Consider the following 11,973-nt stretch of genomic DNA (forward strand, 5'->3'; position numbering starts at 1 on the left):
TGCGCACCGCGCAGGGATTTATTGACGCCATTTTTACCCTGATGACGTTCCCGCTCCGATGCCCGGATTACTCCTGCGTCAGCGTCCGTCAACATCCCGTTTGAAAAACCCACGCGCGGCGAAATTGCCCATCTTGTTATCGACTCCACCGGATTAAAAGTCTTCGGTGAGAGTGAGTCGAAGGTGAAAAAACATGGTCAGGAAAAGCGTCGCATATGGCGGAAACTGCACCTGGCCATGGACACCGGTACTCATGATTATTGGAAATGACACACGGCTGATAACCGGCGTTCGGTGGCCGAAACGGCGATGTACCGGGTTAAACAATTGTTGGGTGGGTGCGTGACTACGATGCGAAGGTTGGTGAGGCTATGGCCATGATCCGTGCATTGAACAAAATGACGCGCGCAGTCATACCTGAGAAAATGGCTGATAGAGGTTAGCTTTATCTGAACCCGATTTATTCAACAAAGCCATCACCAATTCACTTTACGTCTATGCTATTTATGGCAATTTTTATATTTTCGAAAGTCAACTGCCGATGTGATTTTGCCTTGAATCCATTAATGGAGTTTGATGTTTAGAGTACTATTATATAAAATATATGCCTCTCAATTAAGCTTATAACCATCAAACAATAACAGAAGAAAATTATGCTTACCGAGCTAAAATTTGAAAAGTCACTCATTGGTAAAAAAGTATTGGTTACTGGTCATACTGGTTTTACTGGGGGGTGGGCTTGTTTGTGGCTAAAATCTATCGGTGCAAACGTTGCTGGTTTCTCTCTTCCTCCAGAAACATCTCCTGCATTGTTTGATTGTCTTGGTTTGGCTGAGGATATCCCTACCACATTTGGTGATATCAGCCGTTATGATGAAATCCTTCAAGCTGTTGAAGATTTCGAACCGGACTTAATTCTCCATCTTGCAGCCCAACCTTTGGTACGTCGGTCCTATAGAGAACCTGTTTCGACATTTTTAGTAAATGCACAAGGCACTGCCCATGTCCTCGAAGCGGCTCGTATGGTAAAAAGTGTTAAAGGTGTCTTATGTATTACCACCGATAAAGTTTATAAGAATAATGAATGGCCATGGCCATACCGTGAAAATGATCCACTCGGTGGAAAAGACCCTTATAGTGCCTCCAAGGCCGCAGCGGAAATGATTATTCAAAGCTTTGCTGCCTCGTATCCATTTGCTGAAGGTAAAGGCCCAGCTATCGCAATTGCTAGAGGCGGTAATATTATTGGTGGGGGAGATTGGTCTGAAGATCGACTAATTCCTGATTTTGCAAGAGCCATCGTAGAAAACAGTTCATTAACACTACGTTATCCCGACGCAACACGACCGTGGCAACATGTGCTAGCCCTTGTTCACAGCTATATACTTCTGATGTCCGGCCTAATTTCTGATAAACCAGACCTCTACTCGAGAGCTTGGAATTTAGGCCCACAAGATGCAAAACAATACTCTGTCCGTGATGTACTGGAATTGATGTCCCTAAATTGGGAACGTCCATCATTAAATTACATGGATAATCCACTACATGAAGCTGGAAGCTTAGCATTAGACAGCTCTCTTGCACGTAATCTACTTGGATGGTGTCCTGTATGGGATACTGAGCGTGTTGTCAAAGAAACATCAGCGTGGTACCGCGATTTCTATAAAAACCCTGCCAATGCCAGAGAAATTACTTTAAAGCAAATAAATACATGGCGCGAGGGTATTAAAGAATGAATTTTGTAATAGGCAGTCGTGGCCGCCTAGGCAATGCAATATACCAATCTTACCCGGGAGAGTGTATTACTGCATTAGATCGAAGTATCTATGAAAACTGGGGAGGGACCTCCTGTCATGATGAAATTTCAAATTATTTTAAAGAAAAGTCTAAACCTGACTCTATCATTTTTATTGCGTCAGGATTACTTGACCCAAAATTATCACCAGAAGCACATCTGAATGTTAACTATTTACTGCCAAAGAATGTTATCGAGGCTACATCTCATTTAGGGCTCAAAGTTGTTACTTTCGGCACTATAATGGAAGATATTGTATCTACTAAAAATACCTATATAAATAGTAAAGCCATGCTTGGTAATTATATATCTAATTTATCGAGTGAAAATGTATTGCACATTAGAATACATACTCTATATGGTGCTGGTTTACCAAGCCCTTTTATGTTTCTTGGCCAACTTTATAATTCCCTTAAAAATAAAACAATTTTTGAGATGTCTCCAGGGAACCAATTAAGAGAATACCATCATATTGATGACGATGTTGATGCAATCCATAAACTAATAAGTAGAAATGTTAATGGGATTTTCAACTTAAGTCATGGGCAACCAGTAAAGTTAAAAGATATTGCAAATTATATATTTAAAGAATTTCAACTGGAAAATTTATTATCTATTGGAGCATACCCTGAACCCAAAGATGATAATTATGGCACTATATCCCAGCGGCCAACTGAGTTAAATGGAATTGAGTTTAGAGACACGCTTCCTGGTATTTTAATCTATTTAAAAAAATGTTTACTGAGTAGGGACTTGTTGGTATGACAGAGGAAAAAAACAATTTAGCTAACAGGAAACCATTAATTTCCATTTCAATTCCTGTTCTTAATGAAGCAGAGAACCTTCCGAGCTTATATTCAAGGCTATGTGAGCTTGCTGATAAAATGAGCGAAAAATGTGATCTGGAATTCGTATTTTCTGACAATCATTCTGATGATAATACATGGGAACTACTAAGCGAACTTGCTGATAAAGACCCTAGAGTAAAAGCAATCAGTTTTTCTAAGAATTATGGTTTCCAACGCTCAATTCTTGCAAACTATATGCACACGAAAGGTGATGCTGTAATGCAAATTGATGCAGACTTACAAGATCCGCCTGAAATGCTAGAGTCATTTTTCGAGCTATGGCAACAAGGCTTTCATGTAGTTTATGGCATCAGGAAAAAACGACCAGAAGGATGGCTAATCAATAATTTCCGGAAACTAGGTTATTGGTTAATCGATAAAGTCAGTGAGCATCCAATACCAAGAGATGTTGGTGATTTTCGTTTAATTGATCGAAAAGTAATTAACGCGCTGTGCAAGATAAAGACTTCTAGTCCTTATCTGAGAGGAATGATTGCTGGTCTAGGATTTAACCAAACAGGAATTTCCTATGAAAGAGATCCACGAATCGCAGGTGAAAGTAAGTTTAATATATCGCAATTAGTCCGATTAGGGCTAACTGCCGTATTTAATCATTCTACAGTTCCCCTTCGTGCTGCATCATTTCTAGGTTCTATTATCCTAGCAATTAGCTTATTAGGTGCTCTTTATTATATAGTGTTACGTTTATTCCACCCTGAGTTACCTCGTGGACTTGCTAGTATCCATATACTTGTGTTATTTGGTATCGGCCTTAATTCGTTTTTGCTGGGAATAATAGGCGAATACATCTTACGTATATATTTACTACTCAGAGCAGAACCCATTGCAACGATAGAAAAAAGTCTCAATTTACCTCAATCTGAATTAAAATTTTAAATAGGTGATTACATGAAAGCAGTTATTTTAGCCGGCGGTTTAGGGACTCGTATTGCTGAGGAATCTGATACCAAACCAAAACCTATGGTAGAGATTGGAGGGCACCCATTACTCTGGCATATCATGAAAACCTATGCTCATCATGGCATTAAAGATTTTGTTATTTGTTTGGGTTATAAGGGCTACGTTATAAAAGAGTTCTTTTTCAACTACTACCGCCATATGGCTGATATGAGTATTGACCTGAGTACAGGTGAACATAAAATATTGAATAGCCAATCAGAAGATTGGAAAATAACGCTGATAGATACAGGCCCAGATACAATGACTGGTGGCCGCTTGAAACGTGTTGCTGAATATTTAGGTGATGAAACTTTCTGTTTAACCTATGGTGATGGTTTATCTAATATTGATATTACGTCGGAAATCGCATTCCATAAACGTCATGGTAAACTTGCGACAGTAGCTGCGGTTCAACCTCCTGGTCGTTTTGGGGTTTTAAACCTAAATGCAGACCATCATGTAACGAGCTTTGAAGAAAAACCAAGCGACGAAATTGGCTGGATTAATGGCGGTTTCTTTGTCCTTGAACCTTCAGTTATTAAGTATATTGAAGATGATGCAACATCGTGGGAACGAGCTCCATTAGCTAACCTAGCTAAAGACAACCAACTGGCAGCTTTCCAACATTCCGGTTTCTGGCAACCTTGTGATACTCTCCGCGACAAGCGCGAGCTTGAGTTGTTATGGAGTGAAGGTAACGCTCCATGGCAGGTGTGGAATTCTTAATGATGACTGAAAGTAACAAAAAACGTAATTGGCCGAAATATGTAATTGGCGGCATGATTACGGTTTTATGTTTGGTAATTATTGCTCGTCAGGTCAGTATTACTGATGTCATCACTGCTTTAGAAAATTTTCGTTGGGAATATCTGGCTATGGGGATCGCTTCCCTTGCATTCGGTTATTCTCTGCGAATTTTTCGCTGGGCAATAATGCTGAGTGCGACAGGAACTAAGATAAAATGGAGCACCTGCGCAGCACCATTTCTTGGTTCTATCGCACTCAATAATGTATTGCCATTACGCTTGGGTGATGTCGTTCGCGCCTTTGTTTTCCCCTCAGCAATGGGAATAAGTAAAACTACCGCAACTACCAGTCTGATTATGGAACGGTTAATTGACCTGATGACATTGCTGGGGTGCTTAGCAATTGGCTTGGTAGCGTTAAGTGGTACTCATCTTCCACCGCTAATCGCTGAATCAGCAGTCACAATGGCAGTTTTAGGGGGGGCAGCTCTGATTTTAGGTTTCCTATTTAGCGGATATCTAGCCCGATATATTGCTAATATAGCCAATCGAAGAGCATCGTCTAAAAAACCTGATCGTGTATACAAAATCCTCATAATAATTAGTGACTTGCTATCGAACTTTGAATTCATGTCAAGACCAAAAGTTCTATTTTCCATAATAGTCATTTCTATGTTTGTTTGGGTTGGTGAGACTGGTCTATTTTACTTTTTATTAGTTGGATTTGATTTCGATGCAACGCCCGCTGTTGCTGTGATTGTTATGTCAATAGCAACACTTTCAACTTTAGTACCCTCATCGCCGGGTTATGTTGGTCCTTTTCATTTAGCCGCTTTCGCCGCAGTATCAATGCTTGGTGGGACTGCTGCCCAAGCTGGGAGTTATGCCGTTTTATCACATTTGGCATTATGGTTACCCACTACATTGGCTGGCGCAATTTCGATTTTAATGAAACCTGAATTATTCAGGTCTTTCCACTCAAAATCTGTTTCATAAATTTATATAAATTGAGTAACAATTATGAATAATTACGATGTCGTTATTGTTGGTGCAGGATTTACTGGTTTAACCGCGGCCTATGTATTGGCAAAACAAGGTAAAAAGGTCAAAGTTATCGAAGCTGATAGTACCCCTGGCGGTTTAGCTGGTACTTTTGAATTTTCTGATGGAGTTAAACTTGAGAAATTTTATCATCATTGGTTTAATAACGATGTCTATGTGCCTGAATTAGTAAAAGAGCTTGGAATGGAAGGTGACGTTATCCTATTACCAACCCGGACAGGTATGTATTTTAATGGCCGTATGTGGAAACTTTCAACCCCACTAGATTTACTGCGTTTCAAAGCACTATCATTAATTGATCGAATCAGACTTGGCCTTCTGGTATTCCAAGTTCGACGTATCAAGGATTGGAAAACAATTGAACATCTTAGTATCCGCGAGTGGTTAGAACCTTTGTGTGGTAAAGCTGTATATAAAATTGTTTGGGAACCTTTAATTGAGTCAAAGTTCTCAATCTATGCTGAAGCAGTAAACGCAGTATGGATGTGGAAAAAGTTGGTTCTTCGCGGTAGCACTCGCAACGATAAAGGTGGAGAAGAATTAGCTTACTTCAAAGGTGGTTTCGGCCGTTTAGCTGAGGCTATGGTTACCGCTATAGAACAAGCTGGCGGAGAAGTAACATTTAATACTAAAGTTACAGAAATTACCTCTGAAGGGAACTCTATTATTGCCTTAAAAACAACCCAAGCTGAAGTACATGGTAAAGAGTTTCTATTCACACCATCCCTACCAATAATTGCTGATATTTTTAAAGATAATGCTCCGTTGGCATGGGTAGATAAATTAAAACGTGTTCGTTATTTGGGTAATATGTGCTTGGTACTACGTTTAAATTGTAGTCTTTCAGAAACTTACTGGTTAAATGTTAATGATCCAGGATTCCCATTTGTTGGAGTTATTGAACATACTAATTTTGATAGCACAGAAAACTACAAGGGAAGTCATATTGCTTACCTTTCAAGATATCTGGCCATCGAAGATCCAGTATGGGAATACAGTGATGAAGAATATGTTGATTTTGCATTAAAACATTTAAAAAGAATGTTCCCTGAAATGGAAAAATCATGGGTTATTGAACATAAAGTTTGGCGTTCTGAATATGCCCAACCTGTAACCGAACGAGGTTATTCTCAATACGTTCCTGGTGCAGAAACCCCATTTGCTAATGGGCTAATCTCAACTATGGCACAAATCTACCCTGAAGATCGTGGTACTAACTATGCAATTCGTGAAGGTAGAAAGGTCGCTAAGGATATTTTGGAGCGACTTACTAAATGATGAGATTTGATCAAATAAATATTAAGAAAATAATACCCTATTTTTATATAGCTCTAGGGTTACTTATATTTTTCTTAATTATTGGGCGCTTTACACCAACACGTGTAGGAGATGGCTCAGAGTATTATGCCCTTTTTTATGCATGGGATGCTATGTTCCGCCCATGGATGACATCTTCAGCCTATGACGCATATGGTAACTTATTTTCCTCTCATGAGATAATAGGTTTAGTGCCACGCGATGCTCTTGAGGTTTCTTTTCCTAATTTAATTGTAGGCAACACCGCTGATTTCAATCATTTCTGGCTATATAGTTTCCTGGCTTTTATTTCTGCTAAATTTTCATCATTAGTTGGGATTAAATTATCTGTACATGGAGCCTTTCTAGTGCTCCATTTTCTTTTAATCTTCATGACAATATCTATTGCCTATAGATACTATAAATGGCAAGGTGTTTTTATTGTTGTCCTGATGACTTTTTTTTCGCCTATACTTTGGTTTACCAATAAAGTTCATACGGAGCTATATACTTATTGCTTAGCAATGTCTGGTATAATGTTTCTGTATGCGAAAAAGTATCTTCCCTCTGCATTGGTTTTTGCTATAGCATCTGCCCAAAATCCAAGTTTTGCATTGATTGCATTTATTCCCTTCTGCTATAGGGTCATTCTACAAAGAAAGGTTCAATATAGCTTAACTGAAATTATTATATTTGTGGCTACTGCTTTCTTTGTATTAGCACACCCTATATATTATTTTTTACGATTTGGAGTAATGACTCCTCAGTTACTTGCTGGAGGAGCCTCATTAGGAGGGAATTTATCAACATTCTATATATGGATTTTAGATCCTGATTTAGGCATCATCCCTAATTGGCCACTAGGTGTCTTATCTATTATATTAGCAGTGTTTATGCTCTTCCAGAAGAAGAACAGACAGCATTTTTATTTTGATGGAAAGATAACTTTATTCTTGATACTTTACCTTTTTATTAATTTCTATGCACACTCATCAACAACAAATATAAATTCTGGTGCCACGCCTGGGCTGGCCAGATATGCATTATGGTACCTACCACTAGCATTTCCTATTTTTCTTTTCATCTCTAAAAATGTCATATGGCGAAGTCGTTTATTTTACTTAATCATGATTCTAATTGTAATAACATCGATTGGTACATTTAAAAATAATAACCCTCGTAAAGGAGAAAATTACTCTACGCCATCAAAAATATCATTTTTCATACAAAAAAGATTACCGTGGTTATATAATCCGCCAGTAGAGGTTTTCCAAGAAAGATATTCTGGATATGGTGAAAGCATCCATATTAAGTCCTACTTAGGGATTGTTGGTCCTGATTGCAGAAAATTACTTGTATCCCCAACTAATAATGGGAGTGATGTTATTTTTCCGAATAATTGCTACTTTGATAAAAGTAAAATCAACGCGATAGTGAAAATAATATCTAACCAAACCGTATCTGGTGAATACATTAATTTAAGTCAAGAAGATATTAAAAATTCCAGAATAATAATCGCCCCTAAAAAATATAGTAGTGGCATAGCAGGTGATGGTGGTTTTATCCTAGGAAGTCACTGGGGCCAGAGAGAAAATTGGGGAGTTTGGTCCGAAGGAAATAGTGTGACTCTAAATATTCCTTGCGGAAATGAACAATTCTTCTCGAAGAATGGAGAGTTTACTCTTTCACTAGAGCTCCAATCCTTTTCTAATCAGAAGGTAAAAATTTTCACTAAAGGGCATACTTTATGGCAAGGTGAAATTTTAGGTATACCAACGGACCTCTCATTCTCTGTTCCCACAGATACTTGTCAGAAAGAAGGTGAGGTGCTGATTTCTATAGATATATCTAATCCTATATCTCCCCAAGAATTAGGGTTATCAGATGACTCAAGGAAACTTGGTATCGGTTTAATTTCCTTTGAAATAAAGACAAACTAGTAGAGTAATAAATCCGATAGCCGCCTAATTTATCTTGCAGAGGCGGCTATTTAAGTTAGTCGCGAAACTCACTATCCGCAGTCAATTATCACTCAGCCTTACACTTCGCAGTTTTCCACCCGCTCAGGCATCACATGGGCGGGTGCTTTACGTAGCCAAACCCACCAGGAAAGTGTCATTAATGTCACTCACGCCAGGCCGACGTACGTGGCTTTGCGAAAGAAACGTAATGCGGCGATGGTATCCCGTTTGGCAGTCAGCAGGAAGTCGATGGTGTGACCGGCAGCGTCGACGGCCCGATAAAGACATTTTCATTGGCCTTTGACTTTGATGTAGGTTTCATCCATTCGCCAGCGGCGACTCACTGTGCGTTTATGTCGGCGAAATACCGTATCCAGCAGCGGTACCAGACGAACAACCCAGCGGTGAAGTGTGGAACCATCACCGACAACACGACGCTCAGCCATCATTTCTTCCAGATCACGCAAACTCAGGGAATAAGCAAGGTACCAGCGAACACATTGCGCGAGGACATCCACGGGATAATGCAGGCGTTTGAAGGCTTTCCGAATCAGTGGAATAGTCAGATATAACCATAAAAAATAACGTGTTACCTGGCAACGCCTTAATGCGATAGAGCCGTGGCCTCGATGTCAAAATGACGTATGGCGCGGTCTGTTTTTTAAAAAGAAGCAGGTGGAGAAAATCTGGCGCGGGGCGGTTATTCGTCTGCTGAGCGAAAGCTACGACCGGATCAACCCCGGCAGCCTGCCGGTTCTGGGCCACATTCGCGATGAAACTCAGTGGCGACGCTATCTGAAGGTCCAGCACGGGCGTTACTGGAAAGTCTATCTCGCGAAGAAAACCCGGGGTGCTTGGCGTAGCGTCAAATACTTGGGACGTTATCTGAAGCACCCGCGGGTAAAAATATGATAACGATGCGTAGTTAAAAGCTTACTCTCAGCCAGGAAAAAATAGGTCCTCATGGGACACAAAACAGCATTTTGGGCATTAACATGCCCCGAAATAATTAATGGCTCAGCTGAGTCGTATAATTCGCCGCCACCCAGCGGTAACCGCCACCGTCACGTTTGACATGACCAAACCCGGGAAAGGCAATATGCGCGGCCGCCACCCAGTCTCCTTCCTGTGCCATCTGCGCCAGTACCGTTTCACGCGTCTGTACAGCCTGCTGTTGGTTAACATCAAAATGGATGGCCACATGCGGATCTGGCATCTGCACGGTTTTCGCATGAATAATATCGCCCCACAGCACCAGCGTTTGTCCCTCGCTTTCCACCCGGTACAGTACGCTGCCCGGAGTGTGTCCCGCTGCCGGCACTGCCCTGATGCCAGCAAATACCGTGGCCGGGGCTGAGAAGGTCGTCAGGCGTCCGGCGTCAATCACCGGCCGCAACGTACGCTCGGACTCGGCAAAAGTATGCTTCTGGCTGGCTTCAACCTTGCTGCTGTTCGCGGGCGTTAACCAGAAGTCTGCATCTTTCTTTTCAACGTACACCTGTGCATTGGGAAATGCCGGTTTGCCGCCGCGTGATACGCCGCCAGAGTGATCGGCATGGATATGCGTCAGCAGCACGGCATTGATCGTGTCCGCCGGATAGCCTGCGGCTGCCAGGTTTTCCAGCAGATGCCCGCCGTTATGGCCGAACAGATCCCCGGCGCCCGCATCCACCAGTACCCGCTGCTGACCATTATCAATCACAAACGCGTTGATTGACGTTTCCACCTGCGGGGTCAGAGCATCATCGGCTAACCGTTCACGCAACTGCTGCGGGGAGATATGGGTCAGTAACTTATCCAGAGGGATGGTTACCGTACCGTCAGACACGGTGGTGATGCGCAGCTTGCCCAGCGTCATACGGTAATAGCCCGGAGCCTGTGTTTCCAGCGGTGCTGACGTTGTTGTCGCCAGGGCTGTACCGGAAAGGGCCAGGCTGGCGACCACCATTTTCAGAAGCGTCATTGTATTCTCACTTAGTCGTGTTGTTTTGGCGTGGATGACAGTATCCTGATCATCTAATCATCATTCAAATTGATTAAAATAATGAATAACATCAGAGAAAATGATTTTAGTCGCATTGACTTGAATCTGTTGACGGTGCTGCTGGTATTGCACCGGGAAGGCAGCGTAACCCGTGCTGCTGAGCGGCTGCATCTGGGGCAACCTGCCGTCAGCGGGGCGCTGGCGCGACTGCGTATCATGTTTAACGATCCGCTGTTTGTACGCTCGGCAAAAGGTATGGCACCGACACCGCGTGCCGAGACGCTGATCGCCTCACTGTTACCGATGATGGAGCAGATGAAGCAGGTGCTGTTTCAGCCGCCCACATTTAACCCGGCAACGGATGCGCACACCTTCCGCCTAGGGATGAGTGACTGGGTGGAACGCTGGCTGATGCCAGGTTTGCTGGCAACACTCGCCCGCGAGGCACCCGGGATCCAGTTGCAAATGATGGCCAGCGATCCGTTTCTCGACGAAGAGCTGGTGCAGCTTGATAAGGTGGATGTGGCGATATCTGTCGGGCAGGGGATACCTGCGGGTATGATCCGTGAGCCTGTCGTCCGCATGGGATTTTGTACGCTCTGGCACCCGCTCCAGTTAGCACTTACTTCGCCACTGTCTCTTGAAGAATATATCGCTCACGATCACCTTCTGGTTTCTTATCGTGGCGCCAGCCACAGTCAGATTGACGAACAACTCGCCCGCAAAAATCTCACTCGCCGGGTTCGTTATGTGACGCCGCATTTCTCATCACTGCCGCTAATGCTGAAACAAATCCCCGCGCTGACTACCGTTCCCGCAGGGCTGGCCAGCGGCTGGGTTGAACATTATGGTTTATCCCGTAGCGCCGTTCCGGTCAGCGCCCCAGCCTTTACGCTTTCCCTGATGTGGAGCACACGCCGCAGTCACGACCCAGCGCTGCTGTGGCTGCTGGAAAAACTACGGGGGGAGATGAGAAAAACGGATGCAGATGAAACAGCAGCCAGCGCGGACTGGATATCTGATCGTGACCAACCGACATGGCAGGAACGAGAGGATTTTTAACGCGAAAGGCAGAAACAGAGTACGCCAGTGAAAGCGTACTTTAAGCGGTAAGGCTTTAGGCTGGGAGCACATCAATCTAACAGATGATTATCTATGGAAAAGCAATAGGATACCTGCTTCCGGTAAGTTTCGTCGCCTTAAACCAGCTAAGGTCGAAAGGGTCAAAAAAACAGACTTAACGGGGCCGGCTTGGAAAACGGAAAATATCCTACTTTAAGCCTATTTCTTAATCAGGCATGACAGGTTGGTTTGAGCGAGG

Annotated in this window: 9 protein-coding genes and 3 pseudogenes; 10 read left to right on the forward strand and 2 right to left on the reverse strand. The window is 42.7% G+C overall.

Annotated elements, in window-relative coordinates; genetic code table 11:
* The 8 genes and pseudogenes from YROHD0001_RS20125 to YROHD0001_RS00385 form a co-directional block, all read left to right on the forward strand.
* Positions 1-443, forward strand: a pseudogene (locus tag YROHD0001_RS20125) (transposase); the annotation flags it as partial.
* Between the two features lie 210 nt (positions 444-653).
* Complete coding sequence (gene rfbG / locus YROHD0001_RS00400) at positions 654-1,736, forward strand: CDP-glucose 4,6-dehydratase (protein ID WP_004716853.1); 1,083 nt, start codon at positions 654-656, stop codon at positions 1,734-1,736.
* Complete coding sequence (locus YROHD0001_RS0118930; protein WP_032818477.1) at positions 1,733-2,560, forward strand: NAD-dependent epimerase/dehydratase family protein; 828 nt, start codon at positions 1,733-1,735, stop codon at positions 2,558-2,560. The genes rfbG and YROHD0001_RS0118930 overlap by 4 nt, the downstream gene beginning before the upstream one ends.
* Positions 2,557-3,540 (forward strand): glycosyltransferase family 2 protein, encoded by a 984-nt coding sequence (locus tag YROHD0001_RS00395; RefSeq protein WP_032818479.1) that lies wholly within the window; start codon positions 2,557-2,559, stop codon positions 3,538-3,540. The genes YROHD0001_RS0118930 and YROHD0001_RS00395 overlap by 4 nt, the downstream gene beginning before the upstream one ends.
* A gap of 12 nt (positions 3,541-3,552) precedes the next feature.
* Entirely contained in the window at positions 3,553-4,329 is a 777-nt protein-coding gene (gene rfbF / locus YROHD0001_RS0118935; RefSeq protein WP_032818480.1) for a glucose-1-phosphate cytidylyltransferase, read from the forward strand.
* Positions 4,329-5,345: a lysylphosphatidylglycerol synthase transmembrane domain-containing protein gene (locus tag YROHD0001_RS00390; RefSeq protein WP_004716856.1), complete on the forward strand. Its 1,017-nt coding sequence runs from the start codon at positions 4,329-4,331 to the stop codon at positions 5,343-5,345. Before rfbF ends, YROHD0001_RS00390 begins: the two co-directional genes overlap by 1 nt.
* A gap of 24 nt (positions 5,346-5,369) precedes the next feature.
* Positions 5,370-6,689 carry an NAD(P)/FAD-dependent oxidoreductase gene (locus tag YROHD0001_RS0118940; protein WP_032818481.1) on the forward strand — a complete coding sequence of 440 codons (1,320 nt, stop codon included), beginning with the start codon at positions 5,370-5,372 and terminating at the stop codon, positions 6,687-6,689.
* A complete protein-coding gene (locus YROHD0001_RS00385; protein ID WP_231622852.1) occupies positions 6,686-8,647 on the forward strand; it encodes a hypothetical protein in 1,962 nt (653 codons plus the stop codon). The genes YROHD0001_RS0118940 and YROHD0001_RS00385 overlap by 4 nt, the downstream gene beginning before the upstream one ends.
* Positions 8,648-8,856: 209 nt before the next feature.
* Here YROHD0001_RS00385 and YROHD0001_RS19400 read toward each other — a convergent pair.
* Positions 8,857-9,228: pseudogene (locus tag YROHD0001_RS19400) on the reverse strand (IS6 family transposase); the annotation flags it as partial.
* 73 nt (positions 9,229-9,301) lie between these two features.
* Between YROHD0001_RS19400 and YROHD0001_RS0118950 the strand changes: the two are divergent.
* Positions 9,302-9,571 (forward strand): annotated as a pseudogene (locus YROHD0001_RS0118950) (transposase); the annotation flags it as partial.
* A 106-nt stretch (positions 9,572-9,677) separates the two neighbouring features.
* Here the strand turns inward: YROHD0001_RS0118950 and YROHD0001_RS00380 are convergent.
* Positions 9,678-10,631: an MBL fold metallo-hydrolase gene (locus YROHD0001_RS00380; RefSeq protein ID WP_032818483.1), complete on the reverse strand. Its 954-nt coding sequence runs from the start codon at positions 10,629-10,631 to the stop codon at positions 9,678-9,680.
* An 81-nt stretch (positions 10,632-10,712) separates the two neighbouring features.
* Here YROHD0001_RS00380 and YROHD0001_RS00375 point away from each other — a divergent pair, with 81 nt between their 5' ends.
* Positions 10,713-11,714: a LysR family transcriptional regulator gene (locus YROHD0001_RS00375; RefSeq protein ID WP_032818485.1), complete on the forward strand. Its 1,002-nt coding sequence runs from the start codon at positions 10,713-10,715 to the stop codon at positions 11,712-11,714.
* Positions 11,715-11,973: the final 259 nt, after the last annotated feature.

It is taken from the genome of Yersinia rohdei ATCC 43380 (assembly GCF_000173775.1).
Lineage (GTDB): Bacteria > Pseudomonadota > Gammaproteobacteria > Enterobacterales > Enterobacteriaceae > Yersinia > Yersinia rohdei.